This window comes from Pelomonas sp. Root405, from assembly GCF_001425165.1.
Classification (GTDB): Bacteria; Pseudomonadota; Gammaproteobacteria; order Burkholderiales; family Burkholderiaceae_C; genus Pelomonas.
The window spans coordinates 431,790-451,111 of record NZ_LMDU01000012.1 but is presented as its reverse complement, the minus strand read 5'-3'; the positions used below and the strand labels follow the sequence as shown (position 1 = coordinate 451,111).

Sequence of the window (19,322 nt, the reverse complement as noted above, 5' to 3'; positions counted from 1 at the left end):
GGTTGTGGGATAACGCTGTCCAGTTTATGGCCGGCGACAATGCGCCCCGTGAGCCTGCCCAACAAACTCTCCCTCTTCGTCTCTTGCGCCGGTGGCGTCGAACCCCTGCTCGAAGAAGAGCTCAAGCGCTTCCTGCCGCCCGGCGTGCGCAGCAAGGTCGAGCCCTTGCGCGGCGGCTGCGGCGTGGTCGGCAGCCTCGAAGACGCGATGCAGATCAATCTGGAGAGCCGCCTCGCGCAGCGCGTGCTCATCGAGCTGATCGAGGGCCCCTACCGCCACGAGGACGACCTCTATGCGCTGGCGCGGCGCGTCGACTGGCGCGACTGGATCACGCCCCGCGAGACCCTCCGCGTCGACACCATCGCCCAGCGCTCGCCGCTGAAGAGCCTGAACTTCACGACGCTGCGCATTAAGGACGCGATCTGCGACCAGCTGCGCGAGCACACCGGCGAGCGCCCCAGCGTCGACACGCATTCGCCCGACCTGCCGGTGCTGCTGCACGTCGGCCCCGAGCGCGCGGCCATCTATGTCGACACCTCCGGCGAGCCACTGTTCAAGCGCGGCTGGCGCGTCGACAAGGGCGACGCGCCGCTGAAGGAGACGCTCGCCGCAGCCATGTTGGCCGCCGCCGGCTGGCGGGGCGACAGCGCGCTGCACGACCCCTGCTGCGGCTCGGGCACCATTCCCATCGAAGCTGCGCTGATCGCTTGCGACTCCGCGCCCGGCCTGACGCGCCGCTTCGCCTTCGAACGCCAGATCCCGTTCTCCACGCCGGCCATGAAGACCACCTGGGCGGCCATGACCCAGGCCGCACGTGCGCGCATCCACGCGCCGGCCGTGCCCATCTATGCCAGCGATGTGGCCTTCCGCATGGTCGACTTCGCGCGCCGCAATGCCGAGCGGGCGGGCGTGGCCGCCTACATCCAGTTCAACGGCGGCGACGCGCTGGAGCGGCCCGCGCCGCAGCTGCCCGACGGCATGCCGGGCAGCATCCTCATGAACCCGCCGTATGGCGAGCGCATCGAGGTGCGCGGCAAGGCCGCCATGTCGCGCGACGCACAGGGCTCCGAAGAGCTGGACGGCGGCGACGACTTCTTTCCGCGCCTGGCCGCGCACTGGAAGCGCCAGTACACGGGCAACCCGGCCGGCTGGACGGCCTGGATGCTCAGCCCCGACATGAAGCTGCCCAGCAAGATGCGGCTGAAGGAGTCGCGCCGCGTGCCGATGTGGAACGGCCCCATCGAATGCCGGCTGTTCCGCTTCGACCTCGTGAAGGGCTCGGCACGCAAGGTCACCGAGGGCGATGCGCCGGCGTGAGCTGATCCTTGCCGCGGTGCTCGGGCTGGCTGCGCTCGGCGCGCGGGCCCAGTCCTGCAGCCTGGTCTTCGGCCAGGGCCGCAACCCGCCGCTCAAGGGCGGGCCGGACTGGGACGGGCTGAACCAGCGCTTCAACGCCGCCGTGAGCCGCGCACTGGATGCGGACGGCCGGCGCGCCGTGCCGATGACGGCCTCCAGCGTCCAGATCAACCCGGAGGCGGCCGGCCTGGAACTGCTGCAGCAGGCCGATCGGCTGGGCTGCGCCACGCTGGTGGAAACCGCCGTCTTCGCCGATGAGCTGGACACGCTGGTGCTGCGCCTGCGCGTCTACCCCCTGCTGCCCCAGCTCGGCGATGGCGCCACCCTGGTCGGCCTGCGCATCGGCGCGCCGCTGTTCGTCACGCAGCGCGACCTGGACTTGAAGGCCCTGGCCCGGCTCAAGCCCGAACTGCTCGGCCAGCAGATGGCCGGCGAATACCTTCAGCACGACCGGCGCTGACGCAGCGACAGCCCTGCCAGCGCGGCCGCGCACAGCGCGATGGGCACGAGGCTGGCCCAGTTCATCCACTGCCAGCCGCCGGTCGTGACGAGGGCGCCGGAGGAGAACGAGGTCAACGTCATCGTCGCGTAGACACCGGTGTCCAGCAGGCCCTGCGCGCGCGTCTTCTCCTCGGGCCGGTAGGCCTGCGTGAACAGCGTGGTGCCGCCGATGTAGAGGAAGTTCCAGCCGATGCCCAGCAGCAGCAGCGCGCCGAGAAAGTGCGGCAGATCCTGGCCCGACAGCGCAAACGCGACGCAGCCGACGTTGAGCGCCACACCGGCCCACAGCACGGGCTGCACGCCGACGCGCTTGATCAGCGAGCCCGTGAAGAAGCTCGGCACGAACATGCCCAGCACATGCCATTGCAGCACCAGGCTGGCGTCCGAGAACGGCAGGCCGCACTGGCCCATCGCGATGGGTGTGGCCGCCATCAGCAGATTCATGACGCCGTAACCGAGCGCACTCACAGCCAGCGCCACCAGGAAGACCGGCTGGCGCACGAGGTCGGCACCGCTGCGGCCACCAGCGCCAGGCGCGGGCTGTGCGAGCGGTGGAAAGTCGATCAGCGAGATCAGCACCAGCCCGGCCAGCGCAACGCCCATCAACAGCAGGTAGGCGCCTGCGAACGGCGCGACCAGCAGGTCCTTGCTGACGCCGGCCACCCACGGCCCCAGGATGGCGCCCAGGCAGCCACCGCCCAGCACCCAGGAGATCGCGGTCTCGCGCTTGTCGGGTGCCACCAGCTCGGTGGCGGCAAAGCGGTACAGCGCCGCGTTGGCGGTGTAGTAGCCCGCGACGAGCGTCGCGAGGACGACGCCCCAGAACTGCTGGTTCAGCACGCTCCAAAGCGACGCGCCACAGCTGGCAAAGGCCACAGCCAGGCCGATCTGGAAGCCGCGCCGCCGCCCGAAGCGCAACTGGTGCCGGCCCACCATGCGTGCCGTGAGCGCACCGCCGGCCACATAGGCACAGATCGGCAGCGTCGCCATCCACGGCCGGGGCGCCAACGCCAGGCCGACCAGGCCATTGATGGCCATGAAGCAGATGTTGTTGGTGAGGAAAAGGCCCTGGGCCAGAACGAGCAGCGCGAGCTTCTTGTTCATGCGGCCACACTGAGCCAGGCGAGCACGGCCAGCGGTGCGGTGTCGGCGCGCAGGATGCGCGGGCCGAGCGTAATGGGCGCGAAGCCGCGGGCGCGCGCAGCGTCTTCCTCGGCCTCGGTCAAGCCGCCCTCGGGGCCGCTGAGGAACAGCGCGCGCTGCTGCGAGAAAGCCGTCAGTGGCGCGGCGGCACGCGGGCTCAGCAGGCCGCGCCATTCGTCGTCCCGCGGCGCCAGCGACGCCAGCCAGCTCGCCAGCGGCAGCACGCGCTCGATGCGCGTCGGCACCGTGCGACCGCTCTGCTCGGCCGCGGCGATGGCCACACCCTGCCAGTGCGCGCGCTTCTTGTCGGCGCGTTCGCCCGACAGGCGCAGCACCGAACGCTCGGCCACCAACGGCTGCAGCGCCGCGGCACCGAGCTCTGTGGCTTTCTCGACGAGAAAGTCCATGCGGTCATTGGCCGGCATGACGACGGCCAGCGTCACCGCAAGGGCCAGTTCGCGCTGCGGGTGCACGGCCTCGATCAGGCGCACGCCGACGGCGCTGCGGCCCATGGCCGTGACTTCGGCCTGCCATTCCGGGCCGCTGCCGTCGAACAGCGTCAGCACGTCGCCGGGCTGCAGGCGCAGCACCTGAACATGGCGGGCCGCACCGGGCGGCAGCGTGATCTCGCCGCCGGAACTCAGCGGGGGGAGCGGGGTATCGACGAAGAAGCGGGGCAAGTGCGGGCTCGTGAGAAGGCCCCTCGGCAGGGCGAGCCGCGAGTGTCCCTCAGCGCAGGCCCAGCGCGTCGCGCACGGCGGCGGCAGCGGCCTCGCCCTTGGCCTTCTGCACCCGCTCGACAAGCTGCAGCGCCAGGCCCTGCAAGGTGGCCAAGCTGTCGGCACGCTCGACCTCCAGCGCGAAGGCATAGCCCTTGAAGGGGCCGAGCAGCTTGGTCGCCTCACCGCTCAGATAGGTGTACAGGGCCGCACGGTCCAGCAACGGTGAGCCGCCCGCAATGGCCTGGCCGATGGGCGTCGCGGCTGCAGGTGCCGCGGGAGCCGGCGGTGGGGCAACCGGCGCTGAGGCGGCGGGGGCCGAGGCAGTGGGCGCAGGTGCAGGCGGCGCAGGCTGCGGTGCAAGCGCTTGGCCGGCCGCGTTCTGCGGCGCGATCAGCCCGTGCTGGCGCAGCGTCACGAGGTCCGCCTCGGTCGCGCCTGTCACCAGGCGCAGCCATTCGCCGGCCGTCTTGCTCGCGTCCAGCACGAGCAGGAGATTGCGAGCGGTGCGCGACAACGGCAGGGTCCGCGCGCGGATTTCAGCGCGGCCGGTTTCGGTCTTGGAATGCAACAGGTCGAGCACGTTTTGGGGCCTCGCCCACGAGCGGGATCAGCGCTCGCAGGTCAACGGGGATCAGTATTCAGCTCTTGTCCCGCAACTCCCTGCGGAGGATCTTGCCAACGGGTGTCTTCGGCAGCTCGGTGCGGAACTCAACGATCCGGGGTCGTTTGTAGCCGGTCAGGTTGGCTTCGCAATAGGCTCGCACGTCGGCCTCGGTCACATTCGGGTCTTTCTTCACGATGACCACCTTCACGGCCTCGCCTGCCTTGGCGTCCGGCACGCCGACGGCAGCGCATTCGAGGATGCCGGGCATCTGCGTGAGGACATCTTCAACCTCGGTCGGATACACGTTGAAACCGCTGACGAGGATCATGTCCTTCTTGCGATCAACGATCTTGAAATAACCGCGTTCATCCACGGTGCCGATATCACCGGTGCGGAAGAAGCCGTCGGCCGTCATGACCTTGGCCGTCTCGTCCGGGCGCTGCCAGTAGCCCGCCATGACCTGCGGGCCCTTGATGGCGATCTCGCCGGGCTGGCCCATCGGCACCTCGTTGCCGTCGTCGTCCAGCAGCTTGAGCTCGGTCAGCGGCAGCGGCAGGCCGATGGTGCCGCTGTAGGCCGTGCTGTCGGTCGGGTTGCAGGTGGCCGTGGGCGAGGTCTCCGACAGGCCATAGCCCTCGACGATGGGGCAGCCGGTCTTGTCCAGCCACAGCTTGGCTGTGGCCTGCATGACTGCCATGCCGCCGCCGACCGAGATGACGAGCCTGCTCCAGTCCACCGAGCCGAACTCTGGATGATTGGCCATCGCCATGAACAGCGTGTTCACCGCCGGGAAGCTGTGGAAGCGGTGCTGCGACAGCTCCTTGAACACGGCCGGCAGGTCGCGCGGATTGGGGATCAGCACATTGGCCCCGCCCATGTGCATGGACAGCATCATGTTCGCGTTGAAGCCGAAGATGTGATACAGCGGCAGCGCGCAGATGGTGACGATCTGCTCGCCCTTGGGCACCTTCTTCAGCGCCGGCTGGTACCAGGCCTCGTTTTGCAGGATGTTGGCGACCAGGTTGCGATGCAGCAGCACGGCGCCCTTGGACACACCCGTCGTGCCGCCGGTGTACTGCAGCACGGCGATGTCGTCCGGGCCGAGCTTGGGCGCCTTGTAGGTCAGGCCACGGCCCTTCGCTAACGCATCGTTGAAGCGCACGGCACCCGGCAGCTCAAAGGCCGGCACCATCTTCTTCACCTTGCGCACCACATAGTTGACGATGGCGCCCTTGACCATGCCCAGCATGTCGCCCATGGCCGCCAGGATGATGTGCTTCGTGGGCACCGAGCGGATCACCTGCTGCAGCACAGAGGCGAAGTTCTCGATGATGACGATGGCCTTGGCGCCCGAGTCCTTGAGCTGGTGCTCCAGCTCTCGCGGCGTGTAAAGCGGGTTGACGTTGACGACGACATAACCCGCCCGTAGCACGGCAGCCACGGCCACCGGGTACTGGAAGAGGTTGGGCATCATCAGCGCGACGCGGTCACCTTTCTCAAGGCCCAGGCTCTGCAGATAGGCGGCAAAGGCCCGCGAGGCCTCGTCCACCTGCGCAAAGCTGACGCTCTTGCCCATCATCAGATAGGCGGGCTTGTCGGCGTTCTTCTTGAACCCGGTGTCGAGCAGATCGACGAGGCTGGGGTAGAGCGACGTGTTGACGTCGCGCGGCACCTCGGCCGGGTAATGCTTCAGCCAGATCGGCTCCATGCCTTGTCTCCTTATTGCTTGGCGCGGATTCTGACCGAAGGCTGACAACGGGCGGGTCAGGGGATTCGATAGCGCGGCCTTGGGGCCGCGCCACGATCACTCGACAGCCTTGAGCATGTCCTCCACCACCTTCTTGGCATCGCCGAACACCATCATGGTCTTGTCCATGTAGAAGAGTTCGTTGTCCAGGCCTGCATAGCCGGCGGCCATGGAGCGCTTGTTGACGATGATGGTCTTGGCCTTGTACGCCTCCAGGATCGGCATGCCGTAGATGGCGCTGCCCTTCACGTGCGCAGCCGGGTTCACGACGTCATTGGCGCCCAGGATGATGGCCACGTCGACCTGGCCGAACTCGCCGTTGATGTCTTCCATCTCGAAGACCTGGTCGTAGGGCACCTCGGCCTCGGCCAGCAGCACGTTCATGTGGCCCGGCATGCGCCCGGCCACCGGGTGGATGGCGTACTTGACGGTGATGCCCTTCTCGGTGAGCTTGGCGGCCAGCTCCTTCACGGCATGCTGGGCGCGCGCCACGGCCAGGCCGTAGCCGGGCACGATGACGACGCTTTCGGCGTTGCCGAGCACGAAGGCCGCGTCGTCCGCGCTGCCGCTCTTGACGGGGCGAGCCTTGCCGTCGCCCGCCGCGGCCGTGCCGGCCTCGCCGCCGAAGCCGCCCAGGATGACGTTGAAGAACGAGCGGTTCATCGCCTTGCACATGATGTAGCTCAGGATCGCGCCCGAACTGCCCACCAGCGAGCCGGCAATGATCAGCATGCTGTTGTTCAGCGAAAAGCCGATGCCCGCAGCCGCCCAGCCGGAATAGCTGTTCAGCATGGACACGACGACCGGCATGTCGGCACCGCCGATAGGGATGATCAGCGTCACGCCGAGCACGAAGCCCAGCGCCACGACGATCCAGAAGGCATGCTCGTAGCCGTGCAGGCTGAACACCCCGCAGCCCCAGATGGCCAGCAGACCGAGCAGCAGGTTCAGCCAGTGCTGGCCCTTGAAGGTGACCGGAGCACCCTGGAACAGGCGGAACTTGCTGCCGCCCGACAGCTTGCCCCAGGCGATGACGGAGCCCGTGAAGGTGACCGCGCCGATGAAGGCGCCCAGCGCCAGCTCAAGCCGATTGCCGGTGGGAATGGCGCCGCCCTTGGCCGCGATCTGGAAGGCCCACGGTTCGTAGACCGCCGCGACCGCGATGGCCACGGCCGCCAGGCCGATCATGCTGTGGAAGAAGGCGACCAGTTCGGGCATCTTGGTCATTTCGACCGTCTTGGCCTTCCATGCGCCGAAGCCGCCGCCGACGACCAGGCCGAGCAGCACCCAGCCCAGGCCCACGGCCGAACCGCCGGCCAGCTTGACGATGAGCGCTGCCGTGGTGAACGCGGCGATGGCCATGCCGACCATGCCGAAGAGATTGCCGCGGATGGACGTCGTCGGGTGCGACAGGCCCTTGAGCGCCTGGATGAAGCAGACGCTGGCGATCAGGTAGAGCAGCGTGACGAGGTTCATGCTCATGGCTTGCCCTCCGTCGCAGGTGCAGTGACGGTTGCCTTCTTTTCCTTCTTCCTGAACATCTCCAGCATCCGCCGCGTGACGAGGAAGCCGCCGAAGATGTTGACCGCCGCTAGCGCGACGGCCAGCACGCCCATGCCCTTGGCGAACGGCGTCTCGGTCAGCGCCGCGGCCATCATGGCGCCGACGATGACGATGGCCGAGATCGCGTTGGTGACGGCCATCAGCGGCGTGTGCAGCGCGGGCGTGACGGTCCAGACGACGTGGTAGCCCACGTAGATGGCCAGCACGAAGATGATCAGGTTGATGACGGTGTGATCGACGATTTCCATCTTCAGCTCCGGGTCACTTGACCGTCTTGGGTCACGCGGCAGGCCGCGACGATGTCGTCATCCAGCGGCACGTTGAATGTGCCTTCCTTGGTGATGACGAGCTTGAGGAAGTCCAGCACGTTGCGTGCATAAAGCGCCGACGCATCGGCCGCAACCAGCGCCGGCAGGTTGGTCTCGCCGACGATGACGACGCCATGCTTGATGACCGTCTTGCCAGCCTCGGTCAGCGGGCAATTGCCGCCCGCGGGCGCCGCGATATCGACGATGACCGAGCCCGGCTTCATCGCCTTGACCATCTCCTCGGTGACCAGCACCGGCGCCGCGCGGCCGGGGATCAGCGCTGTCGTGATGACGATGTCGGCCGCCGCGACGCGCTTGGCGACCTCGGCCTTCTGCCGGTCCAGCCAGCTCTGCGGCATCGGGCGGGCATAGCCGCCCACGCCTTCGGCCGCTTCCTTCTCCTCGGCGGTCTCGTAAGGCACGTCGATGAACTTCGCGCCGAGGGACTCGACCTGCTCCTTCACCGAGGGCCGCACGTCGCTGGCCTCGATGACGGCGCCCAGGCGCTTGGCGGTCGCAATCGCCTGGAGGCCAGCCACGCCCACGCCCAAGATGACGACACGCGCCGCCTTCACGGTGCCCGCCGCCGTCATCAGCATCGGGAAGAAGCGCTGGTACTTGTCGGCCGCGATCATCACGGCCTTGTAGCCGGCGATGTTGGCCTGGCTGGACAGCACGTCCATGCTCTGCGCACGTGTCGTGCGCGGCGCGGCTTCGAGCGCGAAGCTCGTCAGCCCCGCCGAAGCCATGGCGGTGAGGCCGTCGCGGTCGAAAGGGTTGAGCATGCCGACAAGGGCCGTGCCGGGCTTCATCAAGGGCAGCTCGTCGGCGCCGGGTGCGCGTACCTTGAGCACCAGTTCACTGCCGAGTGCGGCGGCCTGGTCGACGATCTCGCAACCCACCGCCTCGTAGGCCGCATCGGTCACGCTGGCTGCCACGCCCGCGCCCGACTCGATGCGCAAGCTGTGGCCTTGGGCCTTGAGTTTCTTGGCCGTCTCGGGCGTGACGGCCACGCGGGTCTCTCCGGCCGCGCGTTCGCGCGGTACGCCGATCTGCATGGAATCTCCTCCGGGGACAGGGTGCGCGGCAGCTTACACAATGCTTGCGCCCGCCCACTGCGGGAATGCGCGAGGAGGTTTCATGAGTGCCACAGATCGTTTTCGTCCCAGCGTCACTGTCGCCGCGGTGATTGCCCACGCCGGGCGCTACCTGCTGGTCGAGGAGGAAACCCCCGAGGGCCTGATGCTCAACAACCCTGCGGGCCACCTGGAGCTGGGCGAAACGCCCATCGAGGCCGTCGTGCGCGAGGCCCTGGAGGAGACGATGCGCGACTTCGTGCCGACGTCTTTTCTCGGCGTCTATCTGGCCCGCTTCGTGCGGCCGGCGCGATTAGAGGATGTCACCTATGTCCGGCTGGCCTTCAGCGGCTCGGTCGGCGAAGAGATCGCCGGCCGCACGCTGGATGAGGGCATATGCCGCACGCTGTGGATGAGCGAGGCGGAGCTGGCCGCCTGTACCGACCGCCACCGCAGCCCGCTGGTGCTGCAATGCGTGCAGGACCATGCGGCCGGGCGGCGGCTGCCGCTGGAGACGGTGTTTGCGCACGCGTCGCTGCAATCGCCGCTGATGAAGGGCTGAACCGGCAGGTCAAACGCCTGTTCGCGCCGGCTGAAGATGCTTTGGGACAATCGCCCCCATGAGTTCCCCCAAGAAGCACCGTGTCGTCGTTGGCCTGTCCGGCGGCGTGGACTCGGCCGTGACCGCCCACCTGCTGAAGCAACAGGGCCACGAGGTCATCGGCATCTTCATGAAGAACTGGGAAGACGATGACGACGACGAGTACTGCTCGACGCGGCAGGACTTCCTGGATGCGGCGTCCGTCGCCGACGTGCTGGGCATCGAGATCGAGCACGTCAACTTCGCCGCGGAATACAAGGACCGCGTCTTCGAAAGCTTTCTGCGCGAGTACCAGGCCGGCCGCACGCCCAACCCGGACGTGCTGTGCAATGCAGAGATCAAGTTCAAGGCCTTCCTCGACCATGCGATGCGTCTGGGCGCCGAGAAGATCGCGACCGGTCACTACGCACGCGTTCGCGAACTCGACGGCGAGTTCCAACTGCTCAAGGGCCTGGACCCGTTGAAGGACCAGAGCTATTTCCTGCACCGGCTGTCGCAGGCGCAACTCAGCAAGACGATGTTCCCGGTCGGCGACCTGCCCAAGACCGAGGTGCGCCGCATCGCCGCCGAGATCGCGCTGCCAAACGCGAAGAAGAAGGACTCCACCGGCATCTGCTTCATCGGTGAGCGGCCCTTCCGCGAGTTCCTGAACAAATACCTGTCGCACCAACCCGGCCCGATCAAGGACGAGCGCGGCCGCAAGCTCGGCGAGCATGTGGGCCTGAGCTTTTACACGCTGGGCCAGCGCCAAGGCCTGGGCATCGGCGGCGTGAAGGACAAGGGCACGCCACGCGGGGGCGGTGAGCACGAACCGTGGTTCGTCGCGGCCAAGGACCTTCCGAACAACACGTTGATCGTCGTGCAGGGCCATGACCATCCCCTGCTGCTCAGCCCGGCCCTCGTTGCCGATGACCTGAGCTGGATCGCCGGCCGCGCACCGTCGACAGGCCAGGCCGCGGCCAAGACGCGCTATCGCCAGACAGATGCGCCGTGCAACGTGAGCTTCGGCAGCAACGGCGATCTGACGCTGCGCTTCCCCGCTCCGCAGTGGGCCGTCACGCCCGGCCAGAGCGCCGTGGTCTATGACGGCGATGTGTGCCTCGGCGGCGGCGTGATCGCGACAGCCGTTGCTGAATGACGAAGTTCGACCGGCTGCTCGCGCGCCTGGCCGAGCCGGGCGTCGTTCTGCGGCTGGCAGCCCTCGTGTTCTGCGCGATGGAGCTGGTCAGCGCCGGTGCGGCGCTGCTGGGCGTGCGCACCGAGCCCTACGACGGCCTGGCCGCGTGGGTCTGGCGCCAGCTCGGCGGCGACGTCAACGACCGCGGCCTGGTTGTCGTCTGTGTGCTGCTGCTGCTGGCCTTCGTCGCGTTGATCTTCCTGCTGGCCCGCCAGGGCCAGACCGCCGTGCCGGTGAATCAGCGCCTGGCCTGGCTGCTGCTGGTGGACCTGCTGGCTTTCGGCGTCACGCCGGGCCTGCCCTTCCTCGTCACCGCACTGGCCGCCGTCGTGCTGCCTGCGCGGCTGGCGCTGGGCTTCGCGTCGGCGCAGGTGCTGCTGAACACCGGCATCTATGTCTATGCATCAACGACCGCCTGGCTGGACCAGTTCGGCATGCTGTTCGCGATGCTGGCCCTGCACGGCCTGGCCTTCGGTCTGGGACGCATGGCCGCGGCCGAGGGCGAAAAGCGCCGCTGGCTGCAGGCGGTGCTGGCCGAGCGCATGTCGGGCGAGCACCTGCTGGCCGAGCAGATGCGCTACAGCGAGCGCATGCAGATCGCCCGCGAGCTGCATGACCTGATGGGCCACCACCTGACCGCGCTCAACCTGCAGCTGCAGCTCGGCGGCGCGCTGCTGGCACGGGCCGACACGCCCGGCGCCGGCCAGGCACTGGGCCGTGCCGAGGGGGTGGCCGCCCAGTTGCTGGCGGACGTGCGCGATGCGGTGTCGCAACAGCGCAGCTCGCAACGCATTGACCTGTCCGCCGCGCTGCAGGCGCTGGCCGAAGGCATTGGCAGCACGCGCATCGAGCTGGCCCTGGACGAGGCCGCCCGCGACCTCGGCCCGCGTGCTGCGCATGCGCTGCTGCGCTGCGTGCAGGAGGGCGTGACCAACAGCGTGCGCCATGCCGGCGCGCGTCGCGTGCAGGTCGAACTCAGGGGTGATGGGGATGAGGTCAGCGTCAGCATCGACGATGATGGGCGCGGCGCGCCGGCCTGGCAGCCGGGCCGTGCCGAGGGCTTTGGCAACGGCCTGTCGGGTATGGCCGAGCGCATGACGGAACTGGGTGGGCAGATGCGCGTGACGCGCACCTGCCCGGGATTTCGAATCGAGCTGAGATGTCCGCGATGGATGTGATCAAGATCCTGCTGGTGGAGGACCAGCAACTGGTGCGTGAGGGCCTCAAGGGCCTGCTCGCACTGCACGACGAGCTCAAGGTCGTCGGCGAGGCCAGCGACGGTGCCGAGGCGCTGGAGTGGCTCTCCGCCGCCCCGCCCGACGACCTGCCCGACGTCATCCTGTCCGACATGCGCATGCCGCGCCTGGACGGCATCGGCCTGATCCGTGCGCTGGCCGCGCGGGCGCTGCGCCTGCCGGTCGTGTTGCTGACGACCTTCGATGACACGGCGGCCTTCGACGAAGCCGTGCGCGCCGGCGCCCGCGGCTTCCTGCTCAAGGCCATCAGCCCCGAGACGCTGGCCCAGGCCCTGCGCGACGTGCACGGCGGCAGCACGGCGCTGCGCCCGTCGCTGACGACACGCATGGAAGCCAAGGGTGGCGAGCGCGCCTTCACGGCGGCCGACCACCCCGACCCGCTGTCCCCCAAGGAACTTCAGGTGCTGCGCCTGGTCGCCAGCGGCCGCAGCAACACCGAGATTGCCGGCCTGCTGGGCAACAGCGAAGGCGTCATCAAGAACCACTGCTCGGCCATCTTCTCCAAGATGGGCGTGCGCGACCGCACGCAGGCCGTTCTGCGCGCTATCGACCTCGGCTGGATTTAGCGGGCCGGGCGCCGGGCCGCCCCGAGCCAGGCCGCCTTTGGCGATGTGCTTGCCGGTCGAGCCGGCAAGCATCGCCATCTCCTGGGTAGACCGGCCAAGGTATTCCTTGGACGACAGGCCTCACTTCTTCGCCTGCGGTGCGGCGAGGTGCAACACCCAGTAGTGCCTGAACTGCCCAGGCCCGGACACGCAGGCCAGACCGAACTCCTGGAACTCGGCCAGCATCAGGTTCTCGCAATGCGCCGGGCTGTCCAGCCATTGCGCCAAGGCCTCATCCAGAGTTTCCGGGCCGCCGGCCAGGTTTTCGCCCGACACCTTCATCGCATAGCCCGCCTCGCGCAGCCGCGTGCGCAGGGAAGAGCCGGCCGCGCCCGTGTGATCGATGCGGTCGCGCGCGGCCAGTTCCTGCGCGTAGCGGCGTGCCGCTTCGGCCAGCACAGGGCTTGCGCGCAGCCCGGTGGCGGCCGGCCACAGCCGCTCGCCGCACTGCTGGGCGCGGGCGCGCACGGCATTCAGCGCGGCCCCCGTGGCGTCAACGGACGGCTGGCAAACCGGCTCGGCCAGCGCCGGTGGTGAAAGCAGCGGGACGAGCAGCAGGGCCAGGCAAACACGCATGGTCACATCCTAGTTGCCAAGCAGCGGCCGGGCGTCGCAACATCGGCCGCATGAAATCACTGCACAGCTTGCTCGCCGCCGCACTCGCCACCACCGCCTTGGCCAGTTGCGCCCAGCCCCCGGCCGAGCCGGAATCACAACGCTTGAGCCGGGAACTGCGTGCGCTGATCGGGCCCGCGGCCTGCACCTCCGACAGCCAATGCCGCAGCCTGGCCGTCGGCGCCAAGGCCTGCGGCGGACCGGCGGGCTATTGGGCCTGGTCGACACAGGGCGTCGATGTCCAGCGTGTCAACGAGCTCGCTGCCCGGCAGGCCGAAGCTGCACGCAAAGAGGTTGAGGCCAGCGGTATGCGCTCCAACTGCGCTGTGACAGTCGACCCAGGCGCCATTTGCGTGGCCGAGCGCTGCCAGCTCGTCACCCCGGCCACCGCTCGCTGAAGCCATGAAAAAAGCCGCAGGCTTTGAGCCTGCGGCTTGGGTCGCGCTTACCGCCCGGCGCACCGGGCGGACAGCGCGCGGCTTACTGGCTCACAGCGGTTTCTGCCACCTTGGCGGGCACGTTGCTCGGCTCGTTCTGGACCGGCACGCTGCCATCGGTCGACACGCGCAGCACCGTCGTGGACTGCACGGTGCCACCGGCATCCAGCAGCTGGAAGCCGCCCATGTAGCGCTTGCCGGTGGCCAGGCCCGACCAGGCCAGGCCGACCGTCGCCGTGCTGCCGGCATAGACCGTCGACGGCACAGCCGCCCGCATGGTCGTGCCTTCGCCCGGGTTGACGATCCAGCTCGACAGCTGGTGCGTCATGGCTGCTCCGCCGTCGTAGGCGACCACGCAGACCTTGTAGGTGCCGGCAGCCGGAGAGCTGACCTGCACGGCTTCGGTCGAGCCACCGTTGCCCGAGTACACCGAGGTGGTGTTGTTCGGGTAGAGCAGCATCAGGTCGTTGTCGTCGCCTGCACCATTGACGTCGGCATCACGCAGCGCGAAGCGCGCGACGATGGCACCGGCGGGAACGGCAAAGCTGTAGACCTTGACGCTAGGCGTGTCAACGCCCGCCTGACAGATGATCTTGAGTTGGGCGCTGCTCAGGGGCTGGGGCGCCAGCGTGACGGTGTTGCCCATCGTCACTTCCTTCATGCCGCCGAACTTGACGCCCATGCGGCCGCTGAAGCCGGTGCGCACCGTGATCAGGCGGCTGCCCGACACCGTGGTAGCGGTGAACTCGGCCGGTGCCGTGATCGGCTTGCCGACGCGGGCCTGGACCGGGGCGCGGACGCTGCGCACGCCATCGCTCCAGACCAGCTGGCCATAGTTCCACACGCCTTCGGCAGCGGTCGACGCCGTCAGCCTGACCGTGAACGAAGCGGAAGCACCCGGCGCCAAAGTCAGCGAGGACGGGGTCACCGTGGTGGTGAAGCCCGGCACGTTGGCAGTGGCGGTGAAGGTTGCCGTCGTGGCGCCGACGTTGGTGACCGTGCGTGGGACGATGGCGGTGCCGAGGACGGTGCCCACTGTGATCGACGGCAGGTTGAGCTCATAGGTCTCGTTCAGCGTGCCAATGGTCGTGCAGTCGGTGGCCGGCAGGACGGCGGGGCGGTTGACCTTGCACTGGTACTTGACCCAGTCGTTCTTGCCCGCGTTGTAGACCAGGCCCGGATTGACAGCCTTGTTCGGGTCGATGTGGCCGGCGCCTTGAGACCAGGGAAGCAGGCCGTTGGACAAGCCAGCCACGCCATCGTCGAGGGTGCTGAACGCGGTGGTCATCAGCGCCGACTTGATGGCTGCCGGGCCCCAGGTCGGATTGGCCTGCTTGAGCAGCAGCGCCACGCCGGCCACATGCGGGCTGGACATGGACGTGCCCTGGTACGACGACCAAGCCGGCGGCGGCACCAGCGTGCCAGCGGCAACGGCGTCGCGCTGGGCCGGCGACAGGTCAGGCGTGACCTGGGCCAGGATGTCCACGCCAGGCGCGGTGAGGTCGGGCTTGAGGACGTTGCTGTCGCCCATGTTGGGGCCGCGCGACGAGAAGCCGGCCATCAGCGGCGCCGGCTTGGTCGTCAGGACCGCCTGCGCAATGCTGCCCTGCGCGCCAGGATTGCCAGCCACGTAGCCCTTGATGGCTGCGCCGTCGGCTGCGCTGACCTGCACCGTGGGCACCGACTGGAAGTCCGCATCGATGGTCTGGCCAGCCGCGGCATTGGCCAGGATCATGCCGACGCCGCCCGCGTTCCGGACGGCATCGCCCTTGTCGACACGTGCGTTGATGCCACGCGTGCAAACCACCAGCTTGCCAGCGACCTTGGCGGGGTCGAGCAGCACTTGGCCGGCCGGCGGATTGGCGCTGAAGCACAGGCTGGCGTCACCGCCACCCAGGCCGGCGTTCTCGGCCAGGACCATCGACGTCGGCGACAGCAGGCCGGTCTGGGTCGTCGAGCCGCCGCTGAAGGCTTGGCCATTGCCGAGCGTCACGCTGCCGGCATAGGCGCGGTCATGCGTGGACGCGGCCACGGTCGTCACCCAGGGGCTGATGTGGGCCACGGCATTGCCGGGGCCGCTGTTGCCCGCAGAGGTAGCGACGAAGACACCGGCCAGCGCGGCGCGGTAGAAAGCCTGCTCGACGGGATCGTTGACTGAGGTCTGCGAGCCGCTGATCGAGAAGTTGATGACGTTGACACCGTCCGCCACAGCGCGGTCGATGGCGGCCACCGAGTCGGAGTTGTAGCAGGTGTTCTGGCTGCCGGTGCCGTCGGTCGCGTTCGGGTTCACGAAGGTCCAGCAGACCTTGTAGGCAGCGACGCGGGCGCGCGGCGCCATGCCGGAGCCGGTGCCGACCGAGGCGCCGTTGATGTTGACCGAGACATTGGCATTGCCGGCCGCCGTCGAGGCGACGTGGTTGCCGTGGCCGCCATGGCCGAAGGGACCTGAGACTGAGTCACGGCCCGAGTCGTGAAAATCTGTCCAGTGCGGCGGCAAGCCAGAGGCCTTGAAGCCGGCGTTGTAGTGGCGGATGCCGATCAGCTTATTGTTGCAATGCTTGGCCGGGTCAATGCCGGGGCCTGGCACGCACGTACCCAGGAAGCTGGCCGGTGCCGGGCCGAAGACCTGGGTGTCGGCCGGGTTGTTGCTGGGCACGCCGTTGGCGTCGACGCGGTCGAAGAAGGCGGGGTTCTCCGGCCAGATGCCGCTGTCGACAATGCCGACGACCATGTTCTCGCCCTTGATGGCCGTGCCGCCCGCGGTCTGCGACCACAGGCCGCCGGCTTCGCTGAGCTTGAGGAACTTGGCGGTGGAGACGGTGTCGAGCTGGCGGGCTTCGTCCTGCCAGAGGCCGACCACTTGGGCGTTGGTGCTCAGCGAGAGCGCCTCTGCCTCGGTCAGGCTGGCCGCAAAACCGTTGAAGACGGTGTTGTAGGTGGCCAGCACGGGGGCGTTGCCCACCGAGGAGATCACGGTGCTCTGCTGTTGGCCCAGGTAGCTCACATAGGCCTGCACGGCAGTGCTGCCGTAGCGGAAGGTTTCGCCTGCGGCCGGCCGCGTGGCGGCGAGGCCGGGAACCGTGCCCTGGTAGGAGGCGGCGGGTTCATCCTTGAGTTGGACGATGTAGGTCTTGCGATCCTGCGCAAAGGAGCTTGTGGCCAAACCCGAGAGCAGAACCAGCGCCGCCAGTGCGGCGGGCTTGAGTGTCTTCTTCATCAATCGGTCCTTTCGATGGAAGCGGGGGGTCAGGCAGCGCGACGGCGGCTGGCGCTGAAGGCGGCAAAGCCTGCCAGGCCCAGCAGAGCGAGGCTGCCCGGCTCGGGAATGTGCTCGATGGTGATGTCGTCGAGCGTGAACTGGGCACGGTCGGTGGAGAAGGCGGAGCAGGTCGTGCCGCCACCCGGCGTCGCACAGGCGAAGCCGAAGGCGTAGACGAAGTCAAACTCGGTATTGCCGAAGGCGCCGGTGTTGATGGTGGTCTGGTTCAGGCGGCCGGAGCTGTCCAGGCCGGTCAACGCAAAGGTGGCCGTGGTCGACATGCCGCCGCGAACGCCTTGCAAGCGCACAAAACCAGGCGTGGACTGGAGCGGGTCGCCGTTGCCGAGGAAGCTGGCGTTGAAGCTCTTCACCGAGAAACGGAAGCCGTCGGTCGAGCCGAATGCCATCACGCCGTCGTTGAGCATGCCCACGTAGTTGGTCGCGTTGTTGGACGGGCAGAGGACGTTGCCGCAGGAGTCGGGAATGCTGCCGTCAATCAGGTCGCCGACCAGATCACCGGTCTGCGCAGTGGCTGCGTTGGAGAACGGGCTGAAGAACATCGTGCGACCCGCCAGGCCGGCCTGGTAGAACTCATCGCCTTGCAGCAGCAGCGGCGGGAAGAACACGTTGGTCGTGTCGACGGCTTCGAAATCGAGGACGGTGCGCAGCACGCCCGCCTGGGATGCCATCGGCGCCGTCAGAGCGGCCACGGCCAGCGCGGCCGAGGTCAAGTACTTCTTCATTTCACTACCCACTTTCTTTGCAAAGTTGATCCACGCCGCGCAGCAAGGTTGGCTGCGGGGCCCGGCAACATCCGTTTGGGATGTCGTGCATGGGCCAAGGCATTGAAGCGACCGATTCTGGGTGAGCAAAAAATCACGGCTATCCCCAGTTGCCCGAGCACTGAGGCAAGGGGGGGATGGGTTTTCACCGACGCATCAGACTTGACTGCCTCGTATGACTTTCGTCCGAATATTCACCTTGACGCGGCGCTGGCTGCCGACGCGGGCATGTCGGGGCTGGGCTGGGGACGCGCATTGACCGCGTAGTCGCGCGCCGCAAACACCAGATCTCGCGCCACCCTGACCTGGCTGCCATCGAGCCAGAACTCACGCAGCAAGGGCCGCTCGGAACGGCTGCGCACGGCGCTGAAGCTGGCTGGCTGGCTGGGCTCAGGCATCAGCTCCCAGTCCGCCTGGCCGGTGAACGGGTCCACATAAGCACGGCGCAGATGGTGTCGGGGCCGGCCGGCACGGTTGTCGGCGAGCAAGTCCTCCAGGCTCTCGGGGTATCGCTGCGGCAGGCCGGGTGACGCCTTGGCGTAGGCGTCGATCGCCCGTGCCATCTCGCCGCCACGAAAGGCCAGTTCCCGCTCGCGCTCGCGCTGCGCCGCTGTGCTCCAGGCCTGGCCCAAGGCCGCGAGGCCGGCGGCTGTCAGCGCCACCAAGAAAAGTACGGCCAGATAGCTGTAGCCGCGTTGCGCAGGCGCCATCGCAGGCTACCAATCGGCGTAAAGGCGCCCGTCGGCGCTGCGCCCCGCGGCACCGCTGCGCACATCCCAGACGCGGCCTGTGACCTGCATCTCGGTCGGGGGTGGCAGTTCGATCCAGGTCTCGCGGCTGGTCGTCAGCGGGTCTTCGGGCACACCACGGATATAGCGCGCCGTCGCCAGTTCCTGCAGCGACTCGGGGTAGCGGCCCTTGTCGGCGGCGTACTGGTCGATGGCGTCGCGCATCGTCGTCAGCGACGTGAGCAGGGCCGTCTCCTTGCTCTTCTGCAGCGAATTGAAATAGCGCGGCGCGGCAATCGACGCCAGCAGGGCCACGATGGCCATCACGACGATCAGCTCGATGAGGGTGAAGCCGCGCGGTTTGGGCACTACCAGTCCTTCAGCCTGCTGCCGTCCAGCGCCTTGCGCTCCGAACGCGAGAACACGTCGAACACATCCTTGCCGGCCCGGGGGCTGTCGGGCGGGCTGTCGTAGGCGCGCAGGCCCCAGGTCTCCGCAGCCGGCAGCTCGGCCGGCGCAAACGGGTCACGCGGCAGGCGGCGCAGGAAGTAGAGCTTGCGGCCGTTCGGTGACTTGGCGTCGGCCACGCCGTCGACCAGTTGCTCCAGCTTCTGCGGGTAGCCGCTGTCCTCGGGGCTCTGCGCGATGCTGCCGGCTTCGACGGCGCGCTTGTAGCCATCCAGCGCCTCGCGCAGCGTGCGCAGGCTCTGGCGCAGCTCGTGCTCACGGGTGCGCTGCACCGAGAGTTCGAGCAAGGGCCGGGCGGCGGATGCGAGCACGCCCAGCATCGCCAGAACGACGAGCATCTCGATGAGCGTGAAGCCTCGCGCCCGCATGGTCGG

At 68.2% G+C, this 19,322-nt stretch carries 20 protein-coding genes; 7 read left to right on the top strand and 13 right to left on the bottom strand.

The features are described 5' to 3' along the window. Window positions 1–48 precede the first annotated feature (48 nt). Both ASC81_RS14940 and ASC81_RS14935 read left to right on the top strand, forming a co-directional pair. A complete protein-coding gene (locus tag ASC81_RS14940) occupies window positions 49–1,317 on the top strand; it encodes a class I SAM-dependent RNA methyltransferase (RefSeq protein ID WP_235533666.1) in 1,269 nt (422 codons plus the stop codon). Then, complete coding sequence (locus ASC81_RS14935) at window positions 1,304–1,816, top strand: hypothetical protein (RefSeq protein WP_056268636.1); 513 nt, start codon at window positions 1,304–1,306, stop codon at window positions 1,814–1,816. Before ASC81_RS14940 ends, ASC81_RS14935 begins: the two co-directional genes overlap by 14 nt. Here ASC81_RS14935 and ASC81_RS14930 read toward each other — a convergent pair. The 7 genes from ASC81_RS14930 to ASC81_RS14900 all read right to left on the bottom strand — a co-directional run bounded on the left by ASC81_RS14930 (window position 1,798) and on the right by ASC81_RS14900 (window position 9,002). Beyond that, window positions 1,798–2,961, bottom strand: coding sequence for an MFS transporter (locus ASC81_RS14930; RefSeq protein ID WP_056268633.1), 1,164 nt, complete (start codon window positions 2,959–2,961; stop codon window positions 1,798–1,800). The two genes, ASC81_RS14935 and ASC81_RS14930, sit on opposite strands and share 19 nt — an antisense overlap. Further along, window positions 2,958–3,680 carry a 16S rRNA (uracil(1498)-N(3))-methyltransferase gene (locus ASC81_RS14925; protein ID WP_056268630.1) on the bottom strand — a complete coding sequence of 241 codons (723 nt, stop codon included), beginning with the start codon at window positions 3,678–3,680 and terminating at the stop codon, window positions 2,958–2,960. Before ASC81_RS14925 ends, ASC81_RS14930 begins: the two co-directional genes overlap by 4 nt. Before the next feature lie 49 nt (window positions 3,681–3,729). Beyond that, on the bottom strand, window positions 3,730–4,302 hold the full coding sequence (locus tag ASC81_RS27905) for a hypothetical protein (RefSeq protein ID WP_056268627.1): 573 nt from the start codon (window positions 4,300–4,302) through the stop codon (window positions 3,730–3,732). Between the two features lie 58 nt (window positions 4,303–4,360). Further along, on the bottom strand, window positions 4,361–6,034 hold the full coding sequence (locus ASC81_RS14915; RefSeq protein ID WP_056268624.1) for a long-chain-fatty-acid--CoA ligase: 1,674 nt from the start codon (window positions 6,032–6,034) through the stop codon (window positions 4,361–4,363). 96 nt (window positions 6,035–6,130) lie between these two features. Then, window positions 6,131–7,555, bottom strand: coding sequence for an NAD(P)(+) transhydrogenase (Re/Si-specific) subunit beta (locus ASC81_RS14910; protein WP_056268621.1), 1,425 nt, complete (start codon window positions 7,553–7,555; stop codon window positions 6,131–6,133). Further along, window positions 7,552–7,884: an NAD(P) transhydrogenase subunit alpha gene (locus ASC81_RS14905; protein ID WP_056268618.1), complete on the bottom strand. Its 333-nt coding sequence runs from the start codon at window positions 7,882–7,884 to the stop codon at window positions 7,552–7,554. The genes ASC81_RS14910 and ASC81_RS14905 overlap by 4 nt, the downstream gene beginning before the upstream one ends. Window positions 7,885–7,886: 2 nt before the next feature. After that, entirely contained in the window at window positions 7,887–9,002 is a 1,116-nt protein-coding gene (locus tag ASC81_RS14900; protein ID WP_056268615.1) for a Re/Si-specific NAD(P)(+) transhydrogenase subunit alpha, read from the bottom strand. An 82-nt stretch (window positions 9,003–9,084) separates the two neighbouring features. Here ASC81_RS14900 and ASC81_RS14895 point away from each other — a divergent pair, with 82 nt between their 5' ends. Genes ASC81_RS14895 through ASC81_RS14880 form a run of 4 tightly spaced genes read left to right on the top strand, consistent with a single transcriptional unit; the run spans window position 9,085 to window position 12,620 of the window. Continuing rightward, on the top strand, window positions 9,085–9,582 hold the full coding sequence (locus ASC81_RS14895) for an NUDIX domain-containing protein (protein ID WP_056268613.1): 498 nt from the start codon (window positions 9,085–9,087) through the stop codon (window positions 9,580–9,582). A gap of 58 nt (window positions 9,583–9,640) precedes the next feature. Then, the gene (gene mnmA, locus ASC81_RS14890; RefSeq protein ID WP_056268609.1) at window positions 9,641–10,759 is read left to right on the top strand and encodes a tRNA 2-thiouridine(34) synthase MnmA; all 1,119 of its coding nucleotides are present in this window, start codon (window positions 9,641–9,643) and stop codon (window positions 10,757–10,759) included. Continuing rightward, window positions 10,756–11,976: a sensor histidine kinase gene (locus tag ASC81_RS14885; RefSeq protein ID WP_056268606.1), complete on the top strand. Its 1,221-nt coding sequence runs from the start codon at window positions 10,756–10,758 to the stop codon at window positions 11,974–11,976. Before mnmA ends, ASC81_RS14885 begins: the two co-directional genes overlap by 4 nt. Continuing rightward, window positions 11,967–12,620, top strand: coding sequence for a response regulator transcription factor (locus tag ASC81_RS14880; RefSeq protein ID WP_235533665.1), 654 nt, complete (start codon window positions 11,967–11,969; stop codon window positions 12,618–12,620). The genes ASC81_RS14885 and ASC81_RS14880 overlap by 10 nt, the downstream gene beginning before the upstream one ends. 120 nt (window positions 12,621–12,740) lie before the next feature. On the opposite strand, the gene ASC81_RS14875 is transcribed toward ASC81_RS14880, so the two are convergent. After that, window positions 12,741–13,235, bottom strand: a complete 495-nt coding sequence (locus ASC81_RS14875) for a CAP domain-containing protein (protein WP_056268600.1) — start codon at window positions 13,233–13,235, stop codon at window positions 12,741–12,743. 50 nt (window positions 13,236–13,285) lie between these two features. On the opposite strand from ASC81_RS14875, the gene ASC81_RS14870 reads away from it, so the two are divergent. Beyond that, a complete protein-coding gene (locus tag ASC81_RS14870) occupies window positions 13,286–13,672 on the top strand; it encodes a hypothetical protein (RefSeq protein WP_056268597.1) in 387 nt (128 codons plus the stop codon). A gap of 82 nt (window positions 13,673–13,754) precedes the next feature. On the opposite strand, the gene ASC81_RS14865 is transcribed toward ASC81_RS14870, so the two are convergent. The 5 genes from ASC81_RS14865 to ASC81_RS14845 all read right to left on the bottom strand — a co-directional run bounded on the left by ASC81_RS14865 (window position 13,755) and on the right by ASC81_RS14845 (window position 19,316). Continuing rightward, entirely contained in the window at window positions 13,755–16,928 is a 3,174-nt protein-coding gene (locus ASC81_RS14865; RefSeq protein WP_056268594.1) for a S8 family serine peptidase, read from the bottom strand. 29 nt (window positions 16,929–16,957) lie between these two features. Continuing rightward, window positions 16,958–17,713, bottom strand: a complete 756-nt coding sequence (locus ASC81_RS14860) for an NF038120 family PEP-CTERM protein (RefSeq protein WP_056268591.1) — start codon at window positions 17,711–17,713, stop codon at window positions 16,958–16,960. Window positions 17,714–17,946: 233 nt separating this feature from the next. After that, complete coding sequence (locus ASC81_RS14855) at window positions 17,947–18,462, bottom strand: hypothetical protein (protein ID WP_056268589.1); 516 nt, start codon at window positions 18,460–18,462, stop codon at window positions 17,947–17,949. A gap of 6 nt (window positions 18,463–18,468) precedes the next feature. After that, on the bottom strand, window positions 18,469–18,849 hold the full coding sequence (locus ASC81_RS14850; RefSeq protein WP_056268586.1) for a type II secretion system protein: 381 nt from the start codon (window positions 18,847–18,849) through the stop codon (window positions 18,469–18,471). After that, a complete protein-coding gene (locus ASC81_RS14845) occupies window positions 18,849–19,316 on the bottom strand; it encodes a type II secretion system protein (RefSeq protein WP_056268584.1) in 468 nt (155 codons plus the stop codon). The genes ASC81_RS14850 and ASC81_RS14845 overlap by 1 nt, the downstream gene beginning before the upstream one ends. Window positions 19,317–19,322 lie beyond the last annotated feature (6 nt).